16 protein-coding genes and 2 tRNA genes are annotated in these 17,845 nt (G+C 62.9%); 3 read left to right on the top strand and 15 right to left on the bottom strand.

Going from position 1 to position 17,845, the window contains the following annotated elements:
- Window positions 1-348: 348 nt before the first annotated feature.
- The 7 genes from AC07VL_RS20205 to hisC all read right to left on the bottom strand — a co-directional run bounded on the left by AC07VL_RS20205 (window position 349) and on the right by hisC (window position 7,266).
- Window positions 349-1,359: a porin gene (locus AC07VL_RS20205; RefSeq protein ID WP_494807405.1), complete on the bottom strand. Its 1,011-nt coding sequence runs from the start codon at window positions 1,357-1,359 to the stop codon at window positions 349-351.
- Window positions 1,360-1,430: 71 nt separating this feature from the next.
- Entirely contained in the window at window positions 1,431-2,246 is an 816-nt protein-coding gene (locus tag AC07VL_RS20200; RefSeq protein ID WP_494807404.1) for a thiazole synthase, read from the bottom strand.
- Window positions 2,243-3,547: a D-amino acid dehydrogenase gene (locus AC07VL_RS20195; RefSeq protein ID WP_494807403.1), complete on the bottom strand. Its 1,305-nt coding sequence runs from the start codon at window positions 3,545-3,547 to the stop codon at window positions 2,243-2,245. The genes AC07VL_RS20200 and AC07VL_RS20195 overlap by 4 nt, the downstream gene beginning before the upstream one ends.
- Window positions 3,548-3,563: 16 nt before the next feature.
- Window positions 3,564-4,628, bottom strand: coding sequence for a YeiH family protein (locus tag AC07VL_RS20190; protein WP_494807402.1), 1,065 nt, complete (start codon window positions 4,626-4,628; stop codon window positions 3,564-3,566).
- Window positions 4,629-4,835: 207 nt separating this feature from the next.
- Window positions 4,836-5,705 carry an NAD(P)-dependent oxidoreductase gene (locus AC07VL_RS20185; RefSeq protein WP_494807401.1) on the bottom strand — a complete coding sequence of 290 codons (870 nt, stop codon included), beginning with the start codon at window positions 5,703-5,705 and terminating at the stop codon, window positions 4,836-4,838.
- 63 nt (window positions 5,706-5,768) lie between these two features.
- Complete coding sequence (locus AC07VL_RS20180) at window positions 5,769-6,206, bottom strand: GNAT family N-acetyltransferase (RefSeq protein WP_494807400.1); 438 nt, start codon at window positions 6,204-6,206, stop codon at window positions 5,769-5,771.
- 4 nt (window positions 6,207-6,210) lie between these two features.
- Window positions 6,211-7,266 carry a histidinol-phosphate transaminase gene (gene hisC / locus AC07VL_RS20175; protein ID WP_494807399.1) on the bottom strand — a complete coding sequence of 352 codons (1,056 nt, stop codon included), beginning with the start codon at window positions 7,264-7,266 and terminating at the stop codon, window positions 6,211-6,213.
- Between the two features lie 130 nt (window positions 7,267-7,396).
- On the opposite strand from hisC, the gene AC07VL_RS20170 reads away from it, so the two are divergent.
- On the top strand, window positions 7,397-8,206 hold the full coding sequence (locus tag AC07VL_RS20170; protein ID WP_494807398.1) for a hypothetical protein: 810 nt from the start codon (window positions 7,397-7,399) through the stop codon (window positions 8,204-8,206).
- Window positions 8,207-8,370: 164 nt separating this feature from the next.
- Here the strand turns inward: AC07VL_RS20170 and AC07VL_RS20165 are convergent.
- From AC07VL_RS20165 to AC07VL_RS20145, 5 genes are all read right to left on the bottom strand, one after another.
- Window positions 8,371-8,460, bottom strand: a tRNA-Ser gene (locus AC07VL_RS20165).
- 265 nt (window positions 8,461-8,725) lie between these two features.
- Window positions 8,726-8,815 (bottom strand) — tRNA-Ser (locus AC07VL_RS20160).
- Window positions 8,816-8,928: 113 nt separating this feature from the next.
- On the bottom strand, window positions 8,929-10,218 hold the full coding sequence (serS, locus tag AC07VL_RS20155) for a serine--tRNA ligase (RefSeq protein WP_290606581.1): 1,290 nt from the start codon (window positions 10,216-10,218) through the stop codon (window positions 8,929-8,931).
- A gap of 147 nt (window positions 10,219-10,365) precedes the next feature.
- The gene (locus tag AC07VL_RS20150) at window positions 10,366-10,569 is read right to left on the bottom strand and encodes a hypothetical protein (RefSeq protein WP_494807397.1); all 204 of its coding nucleotides are present in this window, start codon (window positions 10,567-10,569) and stop codon (window positions 10,366-10,368) included.
- Between the two features lie 149 nt (window positions 10,570-10,718).
- The gene (locus tag AC07VL_RS20145) at window positions 10,719-12,134 is read right to left on the bottom strand and encodes an aminotransferase-like domain-containing protein (RefSeq protein WP_494807396.1); all 1,416 of its coding nucleotides are present in this window, start codon (window positions 12,132-12,134) and stop codon (window positions 10,719-10,721) included.
- A 180-nt stretch (window positions 12,135-12,314) separates the two neighbouring features.
- Between AC07VL_RS20145 and AC07VL_RS20140 the strand changes: the two genes are divergently transcribed.
- Window positions 12,315-12,605, top strand: a complete 291-nt coding sequence (locus tag AC07VL_RS20140; RefSeq protein ID WP_494807395.1) for a DUF2917 domain-containing protein — start codon at window positions 12,315-12,317, stop codon at window positions 12,603-12,605.
- Window positions 12,602-13,339: an NAD-dependent epimerase/dehydratase family protein gene (locus tag AC07VL_RS20135; protein WP_494807394.1), complete on the top strand. Its 738-nt coding sequence runs from the start codon at window positions 12,602-12,604 to the stop codon at window positions 13,337-13,339. The genes AC07VL_RS20140 and AC07VL_RS20135 overlap by 4 nt, the downstream gene beginning before the upstream one ends.
- 2 nt (window positions 13,340-13,341) lie before the next feature.
- On the opposite strand, the gene AC07VL_RS20130 is transcribed toward AC07VL_RS20135, so the two are convergent.
- The 3 genes from AC07VL_RS20130 to AC07VL_RS20120 all read right to left on the bottom strand — a co-directional run bounded on the left by AC07VL_RS20130 (window position 13,342) and on the right by AC07VL_RS20120 (window position 17,742).
- Complete coding sequence (locus tag AC07VL_RS20130) at window positions 13,342-14,649, bottom strand: replication-associated recombination protein A (protein WP_494807393.1); 1,308 nt, start codon at window positions 14,647-14,649, stop codon at window positions 13,342-13,344.
- A 69-nt stretch (window positions 14,650-14,718) separates the two neighbouring features.
- Entirely contained in the window at window positions 14,719-15,378 is a 660-nt protein-coding gene (lolA, locus tag AC07VL_RS20125; protein ID WP_494807392.1) for an outer membrane lipoprotein chaperone LolA, read from the bottom strand.
- 3 nt (window positions 15,379-15,381) lie between these two features.
- Window positions 15,382-17,742: a DNA translocase FtsK gene (locus AC07VL_RS20120; RefSeq protein ID WP_494807391.1), complete on the bottom strand. Its 2,361-nt coding sequence runs from the start codon at window positions 17,740-17,742 to the stop codon at window positions 15,382-15,384.
- Between the last annotated feature and the right edge of the window lie 103 nt (window positions 17,743-17,845).

Below are 17,845 nucleotides of genomic sequence, written 5' to 3'. Positions count from 1 at the left end.
CCGAACATGTCGGTCACGCCATTGGCGGCCAGGGTTTCCACGAACGCTTCGGAAGGCGTCATCTTTTGCGGGCCTGCTGGAATGGCAGCGGCGGCGGCTTTTTGGTCGGACAAATCGGTCATGGCTCAGTCTCCTTACAGTTTTATGAAAAATCGGTATATTTTGTTCCGATATTTGAAATACGTGTTCAATTTAACGGTTGCGAAATGCGCTGTCAATGAGATTTCGTGAAAAATCGGACTGTTTCATTCCTGAATCTGAAATCCGCGACCACGGTCCGCTCCTGAAACAACAATGGCGGCTGATCCGCAACAGATAAGCCGCCACCGGTGCCACCCGCCTTGCGCCTTAGAATTTCAGGCGCATGCCGGCCGTGAAGGCGCTCGAGTTATGCCCAGGCAAGGGCACGCTGCCGCCGCTGGAGGCGTCGCCGACGAAGTTGGTGCCCGCGCCATCGTTGTTGATGCGGCCGTACGAGGTGTACAGGTTCGTGCGCTTGGACAAGGCATACGTGTAGCCGATGGCCAGCTGGCGCCCGCCGCGGCGCGCATTCGTGCGGTCATCCTTCTTGATGTAGGAAGCCATCACGCTGCCGGCCGCGCCCGCGGGAGCGGACACGCCCAGCATGTAGTCACGGAAATCCGTACCCACGTCATCCTTGTCCGTCTCATACGCGGCGTGCAGCTTGGCAGGGCCGAAATCATAGGTGCCGCCCAGCAAGGTCACTTTCGCCGTGTTCAGGGACGTGTCCTTGCGGTTGTCGTGGGCCAGGGTCAGCACGAGCGGGCCGTTGGCGTAGTCGATGGAAAAGTCGATGGTGCGGCCCAGTGTGTTGCTGTCCGGCTTTTCGCCCAGGCCATACATGATGGCGGCCGACAAGCCGTTCACCTTCGGCGTCTCGTACATGATGGCGTTTTTCGTGCGCAGGCTGGCCACGCTCATCAGGTTGATCGAGGCGCCCGTCATGCCCGTCTCGAACGGGTCGATATTGTCCAGCGCGGTGAACAGGGGATTGTGCTGCAAGCCCAGGTTCACGGCGCCGAAGTCGCCGGACAGGCCCACGTAGGCCTTGCGCCCGAACAAGGCGCCCTGGCGGTAGGCGCCCGTGTCGAGGTCGAGGCCATTTTCCAGCAAGAAATTGGCTTTCAGGTTGTTGCCCAGGTCTTCCGTGCCCTTGAAGCCGATGCGGCTGCCCGACTGCACGCCGGTGGCCAGCTTGGTGACGGAACCGTCCGCGCCGCCGTGTTCGGACGTCAGGCCCGCGTCGAGCAAGCCGTAGACGGTGACGGACGATTGGGCGCCGGCGCTGCCGGCAAAGAGGGAGGCCAGGACGGCCGCCGCTGCGAGTGTGTGTTTCATGTCATCTCCAGGTATTGTGGTTTTTATAAACGCTTGAAACGATAATCAACTACGGGGGCTACAAAATCTGCTCAGGCGATCAGCCCGGCCATGGGCGACGAGGGCGAGGCGCTCATGACGCCTGCTCTCCGGGGCATGCGTCCGGCCAGGTAAGCCTCGCGTCCGCCCTGCACTGCCAGTTTCATGGCACGCGCCATGCGGATGGGTTCGCGCGCCGCCGCGATGGCGGTGTTCATCAGGATGCCGTCGCAACCGAGTTCCATGGCGATGGCCGCGTCCGACGCCGTGCCCACCCCGGCGTCGACGAGCACGGGGACTTTCGCCTGCTCGATGATCAGGGACAAATTCCACGGGTTCAGAATGCCCATGCCCGAGCCGATCAGGGATGCCAGCGGCATGACGGCGATGCAGCCGATGTCTTCCAGCATGCGCGCCTGGATGGGGTCGTCGCTGCAGTACACCATCACCTGGAAGCCATCCTTCACCAGCTGCCCGGCCGCCTTGAGGGTTTCCGGCATGTTGGGGAACAGGGTCTTGTCGTCGCCCAGCACCTCCAGCTTGCACAGCGGGTGGCCGCCCAGCAGTTCGCGCGCCAGTTGCAGGGTGTAGACGGCGTCGCGCGCGTTGTAGCAGCCGCCCGTGTTGGGCAGGATCGTGTATTTCGATGGCGGGATGAAGTCGAGCAGGTTCGGCTCGCCCTTTTCCTGGCCGATGTTCACCCTGCGGATGGTCACGGTGACGATCTCGGCGCCGCTCTCTTCGATGGCCAGGCGCGTTTCCTCGAAATCCTTGTATTTGCCGGTGCCCACCAGCAGGCGCGACTGGTAGGTGGTGCCGGCCAGGGTCAGGCCGGCCGGTGGCTGGCTGGGGGTGGCGTCGTCTCTCATCGTGGTGCTCTCCTAAGTTGAACCAAAGCGGCCTCTTGCCTGGGCGGCTCGCCGCAAAACGCAAAATCGACTTCCGGCCGACGTCCCGACATGAGCTCGGCCAGTGCCCTGCCCGCGCCGCAGCCCATGGTCCAGCCCAGGGTGCCGTGGCCCGTGTTGAGGAACAGCTGGCGGTAGCGCGTCGTGCCGATATACGGCACGTTCGAGGGCGTCAGAGGGCGCAGGCCGGCCCAGTAGACGGGGTCGCTGTAATCGCAGGCATGGGGAAACAGGGCCTGCACGCGGCGCGTGATGGCGGCGCAGCGCACGGGATTGAGTTCGCGCGTATAGCCGTTCAGCTCGCACGTGCCCGCCACGCGCAGGCGCTCGCCCAGCCGCGAAAACACGAGCTTGTGGCCGTCGTCCGTCAGCGAGACGGTCGGTGCGGCGGCGGAATCAAGAATCGGATAGGTGGCGGAATAACCTTTGCCCGGATACAGCATCAAGCGGATGCCCAGCGGCTGCAGCAGGGGTGCGGAAAAGCTGCCCATGGCCACCACCACGGCATCCGCATGCTCGATGCGGTGGCGCCCCTGCGCGTCGATGTATTCCGCGCCGGTGACGCTCTCGCCATCCAGCAGCAAACGCGTCACGGTGGTGCCGTACTGAAAATCCACGCCGGCTGCCGCGGCGCGGGCCGCCAGCGCGGTGGTAAACAAATGCACGTCGCCGGACTCGTCGGTGGCCGTGAAGTCGCCGCCGACGATGTGCTGGCGGCTATGCGCCAGGGCCGGCTCGATGCGGATCACCTCGTCGGCGCTGACGGTGTTGCGCGGGCAACCCAGCTCGCGCAGCAGCGCGGCGCCGGCTTGCGATTTGTCAAACTCCTGCTCGTCCGTATAGAAATGCAGGATGCCCCGCTCCAGGTGGTCATACACGATGCCCGTCTCGCGGCGCAGCGCCTGCAAACTCTGCCGGCTGTACTCGGCCAGGGCGACGATCTGGCGCATGTTGCGCGCCACCCGCGACGGCAGGCATTCGCGCAGGTAGTGCGCGGCCCAACGCCACTGCAGCGCATCGAGGCGGGGCCGGAACAGCAGCGGCGCATCGTCCTTGCCCAACCATTTCACGACCTTGCGCAGGGTGGCGGGATTGGCCCACGGTTCCGCGTGCGAGACGGAAATCTGTCCGCCATTGCCGAAACTGGTTTCCTGCGCGGCGCCCGCCTGGCGCTCGAACACGCGCACGTCGTGGCCCGCCTGGCGCAAATACCAGGCCGTGGCCGTGCCGACCACGCCGGCGCCGAGAACGAGGATCTTCATGGCGGGGCCGTTCCGTTTAACGCGTCAGCAGGACGGCGATGGCGACGAAGGCGGCGATCCACACGGTCTCCATCACGAGCATGATCACGGGACGCCAGCCCAGCGAAGCGAGCGACTGGAACGAGGTTTTCACGCCCAGGGCGGCGATGGCGATGACGAGGCAGGCGCGCGAGGCATTGTTGATCCAGCCATTCACTTCCTGCGGAATCAGGCCCAGGCTGTTGGTGATGACGAGCCAGACAAAGCCGATCAGGAAGAAGGGTACGAGCGGCGGCGCATCGACTTCGCTCTTGCCGTCCTTGCGCTTGAACATGATCGACAGGCCCAGCACGACGGGCACGAGGCAGGCCACGCGCGTCAGTTTCACGAAGGTGGCGACGTCGCCCGTGTGGTTGCTGACCAGGTAGCCGGCCCCCACCACTTGCGCCACGTCATGGATGGTGCCGCCGATGAACACGCCCGCCTCCGTGGGATCAAAACCCAGCAGCTTGACCAGCAGCGGGTAGACGATCATGGCCAGGGTGGACAGCGAGGTCACGCCCACCACCGTCAGCAGGGTGAATTTTTCGTTTTCCTTGGTTTGCGGCAGCACGGCCGAGATGGCCAGCGCGGCCGAGGCGCCGCAGATGGCCACGGAGCCGCCCGACAAAATGCCTTCCGTGATGGGGCGTTTCAGCCATTTGGCCAGCAGGTAGCCGAAGCCCAGGGTGGCGATCAGCCCGCCGACGACGATCAGCAAGGGCGTCACGCCGACCGAGGCGATCTGGTTGAAGGTGATGCGCGCGCCCAGCAGGGCCACGCCCGTGCGCAATAAAATCTTGCTGCAAAACTCGATGCCGGGCTTGCAGGTGGGATCGGCCGCGAGGAAGTGGAAGGCCAGGCCGAAGAACAGCGCGTACAGCAGCTGGGGGCCACCGTAATTGCTGGAAATAAAGGTGGCCGACAGGGCGATCACCAGCGCGATGGCCACGCCGGGCCAGCTGCGCAGCACGGCGCGGGGGCGCCAGATGGCGACGGCGGAAGACAGGTAGGGAATGTTCTTGTCGACAACGCGTGTTATCGCTGAGGAGTTGGTTTTCATGCGGGTCCGCTCATAATGTTTTAAAAATTGGGACATTTCATCTCGTTTTTTAATAATACACGATGAGCTAGCGAAGTCCATGCTTTTCCATGAAAATCGAAACCAGATGTTCCGGAAACTGACGTTTTAATTTAAATCGGGCGTAAACGAGCAGCGGCGCGGCCCTGGGCTGGGACGCGCCGCGCGAGTGCGTGCAACGGGGAGGGGTTACTTTTTATGCAGGCGGGTAATCAGGCTGGACGTGTCATAGCGGTTGCCGCCCGCCTGCTGCACTTCGCCATAGAACTGGTCCGTCAAGGTCGTCACGGGCAGGTCGCTGCCGTTGCGCTTGGCTTCGGCGAGGCAGATGCCCAAGTCCTTGCGCATCAGGTCGACGGCGAAACCGAAGTCGAACTTGCGCTCGATCATGGTCTTGCCCCGGTTTTCCAGCTGCCACGACTGCGCCGCGCCCTTGGAAATCACGTCCACGACCAAGGCCGCATCGAGGCCCGCGTTTTCCGCAAAGGCAATGCCCTCGCTCAAGGCTTGCACGAGGCCGGCGATGCAGATCTGGTTGACCATTTTCGTCAGCTGGCCGGAGCCGGAAGCGCCCATGTAGGTGACGGCGCGCGAGAACAGGGCGATGACGGGCTCGGCGCGGGCGTACGCTTCCGCGTCGCCGCCCACCATCACCGTCAGCTTGCCGTTTTCCGCACCTGCCTGGCCGCCGGACACGGGCGCGTCGAGGAAGAACACACCCTGCTCTTTCGCTGCCGCATGAATGGTGCGCGCCGCTTCGGCGGAAGCCGTCGTGTGGTCGATCAGGATGCTGCCCGGCGCCATGGCGGACAGCAAGCCGCCCTCTTCCAGGATCACTTGATACAGGTCATTGTCGTTGCCGATGCAGGTGAAGACGAACTCGGCGCCGGCAGCGGCTTCTGCCGGCGTGGCGGCGCTCTTGCCCTTGTGCTTCTCCAGCCAGGCGGCCGCGCGGGCCGGGTTGCGGTTGTACACGGTGACGTCGTGCCCGCCCGCCGCCAGGTGACCTGCCATGGGGAAACCCATGACGCCCAAACCGATGAATGCCACTTTTGCCATATTGTCCGTCCTGTCGAGGTATGAATCCGATTATTGTTGCACAAACAGTCGCCGCCGGCAGCATCAAGGCGCGGGAGCGCGCCGATAATACAGGTCGAACGCTTCCTCGCCGTCCGGCACGAAGCCGTGACGCACATAGAAGCGGTTCGCTTCGCTGCCGCGCAAGGCGCCCACGCGCACGCTCTTGCGGGCAGCATCGGCCTCGGCAAACACGCGCGCCAGCACGGCCGCGCCCATGCCTTGCCGCTGGCATGCCGGCGCCAGGTAGAGGTGGTCGAACAGCAAATAATCCGCTTGCGGGCGCAACACATAAAAGCCGGCCAGCGCGCCGCCGTGGCGCAACTGCCAGGTGCAGGCGGGGTCGTAGGTGGCCAGGAAACGCTGGCGCGCCCGCTGCGGGTCATAGCGGCCGATGCGCTCCAGGCTGTCGCGCATGGCGGCCACGCGCAGGCCGGCCAGCGCCTCGCCATCGGCCAAGCTGGCAGGTACGAAGGTCAGCATGGCGTCACAGCACTGCGCGCAATGCCGCCATCAATGCCGCGCATTCAGCCGGGTTGCCGATGCTGATGCGCAAATACTGGCTGATGCGCGGTGCATTGAAATGGCGCACGATCACGGAGCGGGCGCGCAGGCCGGCCGCCAGTTGCGCCGCGTCATGCTGCGGGTGGCGGGCAAAGACGAAGTTGGCCACCGAGGGCAGCACTTCGAAGCCCAGCGCCGCCAGGTCCGCCGCCAGTTGTTCGCGGCTGGCGATGACGGCCTGGCGCGTCTGCTGGAAATACGCTTCGTCGTGCAGCGAAGCGACGGCGCCGGCCAGCGCCAGCCGGTCCAGCGGATACGAGTTGAAACTGTTCTTCACCCGCTCCAGCGCCTCGATCAGGTCCGCATGGCCAAAGGCGCAGCCCACGCGCAAGCCGGCCAGCGAACGCGACTTCGAGAATGTCTGCACCACCAGCAAGTTCGGATAGCGCTCGACCAGGGCCACGGCGCTCTCGCCGCCGAAGTCCACATACGCTTCATCGACCACCACCACGGCATCGGGATGCTCGCGCAGCAGGGTTTCCACGCCGGCCAGCGGCAAGTCCACGCCCGTGGGCGCATTGGGATTCGGGAAGATGATGGCGCCGCAAGGCCCCCGGTAGTCTTCGGGACGGATGCGCATGGTGTCGTCGAGCGCGACCGTGCGGTAATCGATGCCGTACAGCTTGCAATACACGGGATAGAAGCTGTAGCTGATGTCGGGGAACAGCAAGGGCGCGTCGTGCTTGAGCAAGGCCATGAAGGCCAGCGCCAGCACTTCGTCGGAACCGTTGCCGACAAACACTTGCGCGCGGCTCAAACCATGGTAGGCAGCCAGTGTTTGCTTCAGTTCGCTAGCCGTGGGATCGGGATACAGGCGCAGGCTGTCGTTGGCCGCGTCGCGCAGCACGGCCAGCACCTGCGGCGACGGGCCGTAGGGGTTTTCGTTGGTGTTGAGTTTGACCAGGTCGGGCAGTTTCGGCTGCTCGCCGGGGACGTAGGGGGTCAGCTCGCTGACGATGGTGCTCCAGAATCGGCTCATTGCTTTTATGGGTGGGATCGGGATGGGAGGGGGGTAGATTAACATAGGCTGAGCAGGGTCAAGGCGGGCGCCATCGGCGAGAGGTAGCGTAGACAGCATCGGCATCGGCCCCAAGCGAAGAGGACGTGGCATGAACAGCATGCACAAGCTGAGCGATACGCGGGTGCGGCATGATGCGCTCACGCAACAGGCGCGCCAGCGCAAGATCGATGCGTGGCTGCAGGTCGCAGCCAATCTCAGCGAGCAGATCACCGTCGAATTGCACGCTGCCACGAGCCAGCTGCAGGGCGAAGGAGTGGCCGACTTGCAGCGCGTGACGGCGCTGGCGCAACGCCTGGCAAGCAATAGCAAAGCCATGCGCGATACCCTCGGGACACTGTTTGACAGCGGTGAAAAAAGCGAGGAGCATGTAGTGACAAGCACGGAGGATTGCGCCATGGACGAGCAAGCCAACGCACTGGGAAAAGACATGGCTGGTGTGAAGCTGGACGTTGCTGATTTGAAGGTGGATGTGGCTGACCTGAAAACGGATGTTGCGGACCTCAAGGTGGATGTCGCCGGTCTGAAAACGGATGTTGCTGGCCTCAAGGTGGATGTGGCTGGTCTGAAAACGGATGTGGCGGGCCTCAAAGTGGATGTGGCAGACCTGAAAACGGATGTCGCTGGTCTCAAGGTCGATGTGGCAGACCTGAAAACGGATGTCGCTGGTCTCAAGGTCGATGTGGCAGACCTTAAAGTGGATGTCGCCGGCCTGAAAACGGATGTCACTGTCCTCAAGACGGATGTCAGCAGCTTGAAACTGGACTTGGCGGTGGTGCGCTCCAATTATGCGACCAGATCTGATGTGGCTGAGGCGAAGTCGACTGTTATTCTGTCGTGCGTGGGGACGATGATTGCGCTGTCGAGTGTGGCGTTTGCGGTGGCGCGGCTGGTGCACTAGCTTGTACTAGGTTAGTGGGGCGCTGGCTTTCAAGGCCTGAATGGAGGAAAAAACGCCTTGCGCTGCGCGCTTTGGGCGGTTTTTTCTACCTGCATTGATACGTCTCAGGCTTTTTGGCATCGCTAATAAAAAAAGCTCCCTTGCGGGAGCTTTCTTATTTATTCTGGCGGAGAGGGTGGGATTCGAACCCACGGTACGATTTAACGTACGCTTGATTTCGAGTCAAGTACATTCGACCACTCTGCCACCTCTCCGTTTACTGCGGTCTATTCGTTCAAACTGGCATGCCTGTTTGAACGAGGCGCTATTTTAGCATGGGGATTGTTGGGTTGGGTAGGGGTTTTATTGGCGATTTGCAACTGAGGGCTGGCAAACCAAAATCTATCTGGGCGATTCGGAGAGCCTCGCGCGAGTACGCGCTCGTCTTCGAATCCCACGCGTACGCCCCGCAGGGGGCGTACTCCTCTTCGCCGCCACAAATAAAAAAAGCTCCCTCGCGGGAGCTTTCTCTATTTGTTCTGGCGGAGAGGGTGGGATTCGAACCCACGGTACGATTTAACGTACGCTTGATTTCGAGTCAAGTACATTCGACCACTCTGCCACCTCTCCATTTGCTGCGGTCTTTTCCCGCATTGCTGCGAGAAGGCAAGATTATAGCAGCCGTTTGAGAAAATGGAAGGACTATTTTTCGCCTTCCATTCCACCCGGCTGCGTGCTCTTGCTTAGGCCTTCAGATGCGTCAGGCCACCCATGTACGGACGCAGTACGGCAGGGATCTCGACGCTGCCGTCTGCCTGCTGGTAGTTTTCCAGCACGGCGACCAGGGTGCGGCCCACTGCCAGGCCGGAGCCGTTCAGGGTGTGCGCCAGTTCCGGCTTGCCGGCCGCGTTGCGGAAACGCGCCTGCATGCGGCGGGCCTGGAAGGCTTCGCAGTTCGACAGCGACGAGATTTCGCGGTAGGTGTTCTGCGCCGGCAGCCACACTTCCAGGTCGAAGGTCTTGGTGGCGCCGAAACCCATGTCGCCCGTGCACAAGGACATCACGCGGTATGGCAGGCCCAGGCGTTGCAGGATGGCTTCCGCGTGGCCGACCATTTCATCGAGCACCTGGTACGAAGTGTCCGGATGCACCACCTGCACCATTTCCACCTTGTCGAACTGGTGCTGGCGGATCATGCCGCGCGTGTCGCGGCCGTAGCTGCCCGCTTCCGAACGGAAGCATGGCGTATGGGCCGTCATTTTCAGGGGCAGTTGATCGATCGCCAGGATTTCATCGCGGGCGATGTTGGTCAGCGACACTTCCGACGTCGGGATCAGGTAGAAGGTCTCGCCCTCGCCTTCCGCGCCGCCTTTTTTCACCGAGAACAGATCGGCTTCGAATTTCGGCAGCTGGCCCGTGCCGCGCAGCGAATCGGCGTTGACCATGTACGGCGTATAGCATTCCGTGTAGCCGTGCTCGTCCACGTGGGTGTTGAGCATGAATTGCGCCAGCGCGCGGTGCAGGCGGGCGATGCCGCCCTTCATGACGGAGAAGCGCGAGCCGGTCAGCTTGGTGGCCACTTCGAAGTCCAGGCCCAGCGGGCCGCCCACGTCGACGTGATCCTTGACCTCGAAATCGAAGGTGCGCGGCGTGCCGACCTTGCGCACTTCCACGTTGCCCGACTCGTCCGTGCCCACGGGGGCCGACTCGTGCGGCAGGTTCGGCACGGCCATGATGAAGTCGCTCAGCTTGGCTTGCACGAGGGTCAGTGCCGCTTCATCGGCTTTCAGCTCATCGCCCAGGCCCGCCACTTGCGCCATCACGGCCGAGGTGTCTTCCCCCTTGCCTTTCAACATGCCGATTTGCTTGGACAGCGCGTTGCGCTTGCCCTGCAGCTCTTCGGTGCGCGTCTGGATCGCCTTGCGTTCGGCTTCGAGGGCGGTAAAACCTGCCACGTCGAGCTGGAATTTGCGCGTCGCCAGGCGTTCTGCGACGGTGGCGATGTCTTTACGGAGAAGTTGGATATCTATCATGGGTGGATGGCGGTGCCGATGTATCGAAAGCATCCATTGTACCAAGACCCGTTCAGTTCATTATGAGTTTTGCACACGGCCCGCCATCGTCATGGCAGCCTGGCTGGGCACCCGCGCCCGCTTTGCATCCGATGCTCCGGCTGGCGCTCAGATAAAGGCCGCTTTTTCGGCAGCGGTCAGGCGGCGGGCGCTGACGGTAACGACAGGCATTTTCACATCGGCTGCCTGGGCGATGACCGTCGTGCTGGCGCTCACTTCCACCGTGTTGGCGCCGGCGGTGGCGAAGCTGGCGCCGATGGCGATGACGGCGGCGGCGACGAAAGCGATTTCCATGTTTTTCAGTGCGTTCATGATGTAACTCCTGGTTGGTTTGTTCGTTTGACTGCGGTTGGTATGGTGGTACTTTAGCCAACGCGCCGGCAAGACGCCACCGGCTTGCGACCAGCGGCGAAAAAGGGGGAGCGAACGGTGAAAAACGGGGACTGAAGCGAAAAGCGCAACTACAGCGCAGCCTTGACCAGATGCCCCAGGCGGCCGATGGCCTGCTCGATGCGCGGCGTCCACGCATTGCCGCAATTGAGGCGCAGATAATTGCCGAACTTGCCCGAGGCGGAGAACAGCTGGCCCGGCATGAAGGCCACGCCGTCGGCGATCGCCTGCCCGTGCAGGGCCAGCGCGTCGACCTGCGGCGGCATCTGCACCCACAGCACGAAACCGCCCTGCGGTTCGGACAGCATGCAGTCCGCCGGAAAGTGGGCCGCCACGGCGTCGGACATGCGGGCGATGCGCTGCACCAGGGTGCGCCGCATCTTGCGCAGCTGCTGGTCGTAGCTGCTGCCTTCCAAAAAGTCGGCCAGCACGGCCTGGAAGAAATGGCTGGTGGCGCCGCTCGACACGGTTTTCAGCAGGGCCACTTCCTGGGCGAAACGCCCGGCCAGCACGTAGCCCACGCGCGAGGCGGGCGTGATGGCCTTGGAAAACGAAGAGCACAACAAGACGTTGCCGCTCGTATCATAAGCCTTCACGGGCCAGGGCCGCTGCGGGGCAAAGCACAGGTCGCCGTACACGTCGTCTTCCACCAGCGGCACATTGAATTCCGACAGCAGTCCCGCCAGCCGTTTCTTGTTTTCTTCCGGCATGACGCAACCGAGGGGGTTGTTCGCGTTCGGCACGAACAGGCACGCTTGCACGAGGCCGGCGCGCAGGGCCAGTTCCAGCGCGTCGAGCGACGGCCCCGTCTTCGGGTCCGTGGGAATTTCCAGCGCCTTCATGCCCAGGCTTTCGATCATTTGCAGCAGCACGAAATACGTGGCCGATTCGATGGCGATGGTGTCGCCCGGCCGGGCCACGGCGCGCAGGCACAGGCTGATCGCTTCCGTGCAGGAGTTCGTCACGACGATTTCCGCCGGGTCCAGCTTGCCCCAGTCCAGCGCGCGGCGCGTGACCTGGCGCAGGAAATTGCCTTCGCTGATGTCATAGCAGCTGACCTTGCTCAATAACGCCGGCTCGCGCCGCGCCACGGCGCTGATGGTGCGCTGCATGCGCTTGATGGGCAGGATTTCGTCGGGCGGCCATGCCGTGCCCAGCTGCACCACGTCGCGCGTCTCGTTCTCCTTCAGCACGCGCATGAGCAGATTGTTGATGCCGACGAAGGCCGGCTCCTTCAGGTGCGGCGCGTCGGCGCTGCACGGCCGGCGCGGCGCCCGGTGGCGCACGAAATAGCCGGACTGGGGCCGCGCATCGACCTGCCCCCGGTCTTCCATCAGGCGCAAGGCTTGCATCACCGTGCTGATGGAAATACGCTTTTGCTGCGCCAGGTGGCGGATGGACGGCAGGCGGTCGCCGGGCGCGAAGACGCGCGCGTCGATCAGCGCACCCAGCTCGTTGGCCAGGTGTTCGTACAGATTCAGGTGCATGGTCATCCCTTCAGTATGCGGCGGCAACGCCGTGCCGGCACAGATACAGTTGCCCGATTTTTTGACAAGCACAGTGTACGATGAAGCGCACTGTATTCATGACAATTTCGTTTTCCTGCATCTGTTCTCGTTCTCACCCAGGGCCTAAGCTGTTCCTGTCCGCCCACCAGGAGTTTCGCCATGCACACCGACCATGAACTGCGCCCGCAACATCCCCTGCGCCTGGAAAAGGCGGACAACGCCGTCATCGAGTGCCTGCACGGCACGGCCTGGATCACGGCCTACGCCCAGTTCGACGATTGCGTGCTGCACAGCGGCGAACGCTACACGATCCCGAACGGGGGCCTGGTGTTGGTGGAAGCCGTGGGCAGCGGACGCATCCGCGTGCATGGCACTGCCGCCCCGCGCCCCGCCCTGCTGCGCTGGCTGAACCTGGCACTGCCTCACACACTCAATACTAGGAATACATGATTCAACAACCTTTGCGCGTCCTCGTCACGGGCGCCGCCGGCAGCATCGGCACCGCTTTCTGGCAGCGCCGGCATGGGGAATTCTCCCTGCGCCTGGCCGACCTGCACACCGGCAAGCTGGCCGAAGCGCCCTGCGCGTCCATGCAGCTCGATGTCAGCGACTACGCCGCCTGCCTGGCCGCCTGCACCGACATCGATACGGTGCTGCACCTGGCCGGCGTGCCCCACGCCAGCGCCGATTTCGACACGCAGCTGCTGCAGCCGAACATCGTCGGCACGCACAACATCTTCCGCGCGGCGCAGGTGAAGAAAGTGAAAAGAGTAGTGTTTGCCAGCAGTGCGCAAGCCGTGGAAGGCTATCCACTCGATGTGCAGGTGCACGAGCACATGCCGGCGCGTCCGGCGAACCTGTATGGCGCCAGCAAGGCCTTCGGCGAAGGGGTAGCCTCCGCCTTCGCGCACCAGCATGGCATGACGGCGATCGCCGTGCGCATCGCCAACGTGGCCCGGTTTGCGTCAGGCCAGCAGCACAGCGCACGCGACATCGCCGCCTTCATCAGCGAGCGGGATGTGGTGCAGCTGCTGGCCTGCTGCATCAGCGCCGACGTGGCGCCCGGCTACCACGTCGTGCATGGCGTGTCGGACAACCGCTATAAACGGCTGTCGATTGCGGCCACGCGCCAGCTGGTGGGCTACGCGCCGCAGGATGACAGTTTTACCCAGCTGGGACTGTAGCGTCAGCCCTTGCCAGCTTTCCTGTCCAGCTCGCGCAACCACGCCAGCTTGTCGGCGATCTTGCTTTCCAGGCCACGCGGCACGGGCTGGTACCAGCCAGGCTCGGCCATGCCGTCCGGGAAGTAGGTTTCGCCGGCCGCGTAGGCATCGGGCTCGTCGTGCGCGTAGCGGTAGGCGTGGCCGTAACCGAGTTCCTTCATCAGCTTGGTCGGCGCATTGCGCAAGTGCACGGGCACTTCCTTCGACTTGTCTTTCTTCACAAACGCCATGGCCGTATTGAAAGCGTTGTAGCCGGCATTACTCTTCGCGGCAATGGCCAGGTAGATCACGGCTTGCCCCAGCGCCAGCTCGCCTTCGGGCGAACCGAGGCGCTCATAGGTTTCCGCCGCATCGTTGACCATGGTCAAGGCGCGGGGGTCGGCCAGGCCGATGTCTTCCCAGGCCATGCGCACGATGCGCCGCGACAGATAGCGCGGGTCGGCGCCGCCGTCGATCATGCGGCAAAACCAGTACAGGGCCGCGTCCGGGTTCGAACCGCGCACGGACTTGTGCAGGGCGGAAATCTGGTCATAGAAATTGTCGCCGCCCTTGTCGAAGCGGCGCGAATTCAAGGTCAGCGCGTTGTCGACGAAGGCCGCGTCGATGGTCGTCGTGCCCGTCGAGCTGGCGGCCGTCTCGGCCTGCTCCAGCAAGTTCAGGAAGCGCCGCGCATCGCCATCCGCATAGCCGATCAGGGTGTCAGCGGCCGCCTCGTCGAAGGTCAGGTGCGTCAAGGCGGAACTTTGCGCCTTGGCCAGCAGCTGCTTCATTTCGTCTTCGTTGAGCGATTTGAGCACATACACTTGCGCGCGCGACAGCAGCGCCGAGTTCACTTCGAAGCTGGGGTTTTCCGTCGTCGCGCCGATGAACGTCACGAGGCCCGACTCGACGAAAGGCAGCAAGGCATCCTGCTGCGACTTGTTGAACCTGTGGATTTCGTCGACGAACAATAAAGTGTGCTTGCCGAACTGGTCCAGGCTGTGGCGGGCCTGGTCCATGGCGGCGCGGATATCTTTTACGCCGGCAAACACGGCCGACAGGGCGATGAATTCGCTGTCGAAGGCATTCGCCATCAGGCGCGCCAGGGTGGTCTTGCCCACGCCGGGCGGGCCCCACAGGATCATCGAATGGGCCTTGCCCGCCTCGAACGCCAGGCGCAATGGCTTGCCCGCGCCCAGCAGATGCGTCTGGCCGATGACTTCGTTGAGGGTGGATGGCCGCAAGGCCTCGGCCAGCGGCTGGCGCGGTGCGGTGGAAAAGAGATCCGCCATAATATTTACCGGGTAAGAATGCAAAGGCCCCGCATGGTGCGAGGCCGGTCAATAACAGTGTGCGAAAAATTAATTATTAATCACATCCGCGCCCTTGGGCATGACAAATTTAAAATGATCGGCGGATAAGGCCGGGTTTTTCTGGAAGTTCTTGAACGCCAGCACCGAGGTCTGCCCAAAGGAATCGCGCAACTCCATCGCTTCCGGCACGCCGTTGCGCAGGCCGATGGTGATTTCATCAAACGTCGTGTCCTTGGCCTTCGGCGTGGCTTTCAGCCATTCCAGGCCATCGCGCGTGCCCGCTTCAGCCAGGGTGAAGTTCTTTTCCAGGTCGTTGCTGCCGAACAAGATGGCGGCCGGCGAGGAACCGAGCGCGTCGCCCAGTTTCTTCACCGTCACCTGGCTCAAGTCCTTGTCGTAGATATACAGCTTGTCGCCATCGGCCTGCAGCAGCTGCTCGTACGGCTTCAGGTAGGTCCAGATGAACTTGCCCGGACGGGCAAACTCGAAGGTGCCGCTGGCTGGCGTCGACACTTTGGCCTTGCCGGCCGCATCCGCCTTCTTGACCTGGCGCTGCACGAACTCGCCCTTGGCCGACTTGGTGCCGGCGGCGAAGCTCTTGAACTGTTCCAAAGCACTGGCCGAGGCGCTGGCCGCGAACAGCAGGCTGCAGGCGATGCCGGCCGCGCCGACGATGATTTTTGCCACTACACTATTTTCTTGCTTCATTATTTACCCTTGTTCGGCACTGGCCGCCGGCACCAGGATGTCCCGGTTGCCATTGGATTGCATGGTTGATACCACCCCGCTCTGCTCCATCTGCTCGAGCAGACGGGCGGCGCGGTTGTAGCCGATGCGCAAATGACGCTGCACCAGCGAAATCGAGGCGCGGCGGTTTTTCAGCACCACCGCCACCGCCTGGTCGTACAGGGCATCGGCCTCGCCGCCACCCTCGCCTGCCACGCCGCCTTCGGCGCCATCGCCTTCCAGCGTGCCGCCTTCGAGGATGCCCTCGATGTAATTCGGCTCGCCCTGCAGCTTCAGATGGCTGACGACGCGGTGGACTTCCTCATCGGACACAAACGCGCCGTGCACGCGCATCGGCAAGCCGGTGCCGGGCGGCATGTACAGCATGTCGCCCATGCCCAGCAGGGTTTCCGCGCCCATCTGGTCCAGAATCGTGCGCGAGTCGATCTTCGACGATACCTGGAAGGCAATACGCGTGGGAATATTCGCCTTGATCAAACCCGTGATCACATCGACAGATGGGCGCTGCGTGGCCAGAATCAAGTGCAAGCCGGCGGCGCGCGCCTTTTGCGCGATGCGCGCGATCAATTCCTCGACTTTTTTACCCACCACCATCATCAAGTCGGCCAGCTCGTCGATGATGATGACGATGGTCGGCAGTTTTTCCAGCGGCTCCGGTGAGTCCGGCGTCAGGCTGAACGGATTCGGGATGTGTTCTTCGCGCTTCTTCGCATCGGCGATCTTCGCGTTGTAGCCGGCCAGGTTGCGCACGCCCATCTTGCTCATCAGCTTGTAGCGGCGTTCCATCTCGTTCACGGCCCAGTTCAGCGCGTGGCCGGCTTGGCGCATGTCGGTCACGACGGGCGCCAGCAAGTGCGGGATGCCTTCGTAGACGGACATTTCCAGCATCTTCGGATCGATCAGGATCAGCCGCACGTCGAGCGGGTCGGATTTGTACAGCAGAGACAGGATCGTCGCATTGATGCCCACGGATTTACCGGAACCCGTGGTACCGGCCACCAGCAAGTGGGGCATCTTCGCCAGGTCGGCCACGACGGGCTTGCCGGCAATATCCTTGCCCAGCGCAATCGTCAGGCTGGACACGCCATCGTTGTAGACCTTGGAGCCGAGGATTTCCGTCAGGCGCACGATCTGGCGCTTGCTGTTCGGCAATTCCAAGGCCATGTAATTCTTGCCGGGAATGGTTTCCACGACGCGGATGGAGGTGAGCGACAGCGAACGGGCCAGGTCGCGCGCCAGGCCGACGATCTGGCTGCCCTTCACGCCCGTGGCCGGCTCGATTTCATAGCGCGTCACCACAGGGCCGGGGTAAGCGGCCACTACCTTGGCATCCACGCCAAAGTCGGAGAGTTTCTTTTCGATCAGGCGGCTCGTGAATTCCAGGGTTTCCACGGACACCGTTTCCACCACGGGCGGCGCCTCGTCCAGCAGGGACAGGGGCGGCAGCTTGCCATCGCCCAAATTCTCGAACAGATGGGCCTGGCGTTCCTTTTCCACGCGCTCGGATTTCACCACCGTGACGACCTGCGGCTCGATCTTCACGGGCGGCGCGGCCACGTGCTTTTCCACGTGCTTGGCCCGCTCGATGACGACCACTTCATCGCGGCGCACGGCGGCCACTTCGCCCTGGCGGCGGTCTTCGCGGTCCTGGTAGCGCAGCACGAACCAGTTGAAGGCATCTTCGATGGCGCCGCCGATGCGCTCGGCCACTTGCAACCAGGACACATGGAAGAACAGGGAAAAGCCCAGGGCGAACAGCAGCAACAGCAACAAGGTAGCGCCCGTGAAGCCGAAGGCCACGTGGGCCGCGTCCCCCGCCAGCTGACCCAGTACACTACCTGGGTCGCGCGGCAGCTTACCATGCAGGCTTTTTCCCAAACGTAGGAATTCGAGGCCCATGCTGCCGATCAGCATGATGGAAAAACCGACGATGCGGATCAGCATCTCGACATGGTGCTCGCGCTCCACCTCTTCCTCTTCCAGCAGGAAGCGCTTGCTCAGCCGGCGATAGCCATTCCATACGGTGCGCAGCAGCCAGACGCACCACCACCAGGCGGAAAAGCCGAAGATATACAGCAACAGATCGGACAGGGTCGCGCCCAGCTTGCCGCCGAGGTTGGCGACCTTGTCGACGGAGGTGGCGTGCGACCAGCCGGGATCGAGCTTGTTGAAGCTGGCCAGGATCAGCACGAAGTACAGGGCAAACGCGGCCAGCGCGAACCAGCGCGCTTCGGACAGCAGCCGCACCAGCCGGTTCGGCAGGGGCCGGCGTTCGACCGGTTTACGGGTGTAGCTATTTTGATTGGCCTGGGCTGGTTTAGTCATTCTGGGAAGCGCTGCAAGGTGATAAATGTTTCTGAAAGGGAATTTCCCATAATAAGGATGTATTCTAAGCCATATACGTCACGGACGGCCCCACGATTCGTCT

The sequence above is a fragment of the Janthinobacterium sp. GW821-FHT03C08 genome (assembly GCF_059420905.1).
Note: the sequence above shows the minus strand (reverse complement) of the source record. Positions and strands in the feature narration are given on the sequence as shown.

Excerpts from the sequence above, each read along its gene's own strand:
- AC07VL_RS20205 (WP_494807405.1), bottom strand. The coding sequence starts at position 1,359 with ATGAAACACACACTCGCAGCGGCGGCCGTCCTGGCCTCCCTCTTTGCC.
- AC07VL_RS20200 (WP_494807404.1), bottom strand. The coding sequence starts at position 2,246 with ATGAGAGACGACGCCACCCCCAGCCAGCCACCGGCCGGCCTGACCCTG.
- AC07VL_RS20195 (WP_494807403.1), bottom strand. The coding sequence starts at position 3,547 with ATGAAGATCCTCGTTCTCGGCGCCGGCGTGGTCGGCACGGCCACGGCC.
- AC07VL_RS20190 (WP_494807402.1), bottom strand. The coding sequence starts at position 4,628 with ATGAAAACCAACTCCTCAGCGATAACACGCGTTGTCGACAAGAACATT.
- AC07VL_RS20185 (WP_494807401.1), bottom strand. The coding sequence starts at position 5,705 with ATGGCAAAAGTGGCATTCATCGGTTTGGGCGTCATGGGTTTCCCCATG.
- AC07VL_RS20180 (WP_494807400.1), bottom strand. The coding sequence starts at position 6,206 with ATGCTGACCTTCGTACCTGCCAGCTTGGCCGATGGCGAGGCGCTGGCC.
- hisC (WP_494807399.1), bottom strand. The coding sequence starts at position 7,266 with ATGAGCCGATTCTGGAGCACCATCGTCAGCGAGCTGACCCCCTACGTC.
- AC07VL_RS20170 (WP_494807398.1), top strand. The coding sequence starts at position 7,397 with ATGAACAGCATGCACAAGCTGAGCGATACGCGGGTGCGGCATGATGCG.
- serS (WP_290606581.1), bottom strand. The coding sequence starts at position 10,218 with ATGATAGATATCCAACTTCTCCGTAAAGACATCGCCACCGTCGCAGAA.
- AC07VL_RS20150 (WP_494807397.1), bottom strand. The coding sequence starts at position 10,569 with ATGAACGCACTGAAAAACATGGAAATCGCTTTCGTCGCCGCCGCCGTC.
- AC07VL_RS20145 (WP_494807396.1), bottom strand. The coding sequence starts at position 12,134 with ATGCACCTGAATCTGTACGAACACCTGGCCAACGAGCTGGGTGCGCTG.
- AC07VL_RS20140 (WP_494807395.1), top strand. The coding sequence starts at position 12,315 with ATGCACACCGACCATGAACTGCGCCCGCAACATCCCCTGCGCCTGGAA.
- AC07VL_RS20135 (WP_494807394.1), top strand. The coding sequence starts at position 12,602 with ATGATTCAACAACCTTTGCGCGTCCTCGTCACGGGCGCCGCCGGCAGC.
- AC07VL_RS20130 (WP_494807393.1), bottom strand. The coding sequence starts at position 14,649 with ATGGCGGATCTCTTTTCCACCGCACCGCGCCAGCCGCTGGCCGAGGCC.
- lolA (WP_494807392.1), bottom strand. The coding sequence starts at position 15,378 with ATGAAGCAAGAAAATAGTGTAGTGGCAAAAATCATCGTCGGCGCGGCC.
- AC07VL_RS20120 (WP_494807391.1), bottom strand. The coding sequence starts at position 17,742 with ATGACTAAACCAGCCCAGGCCAATCAAAATAGCTACACCCGTAAACCG.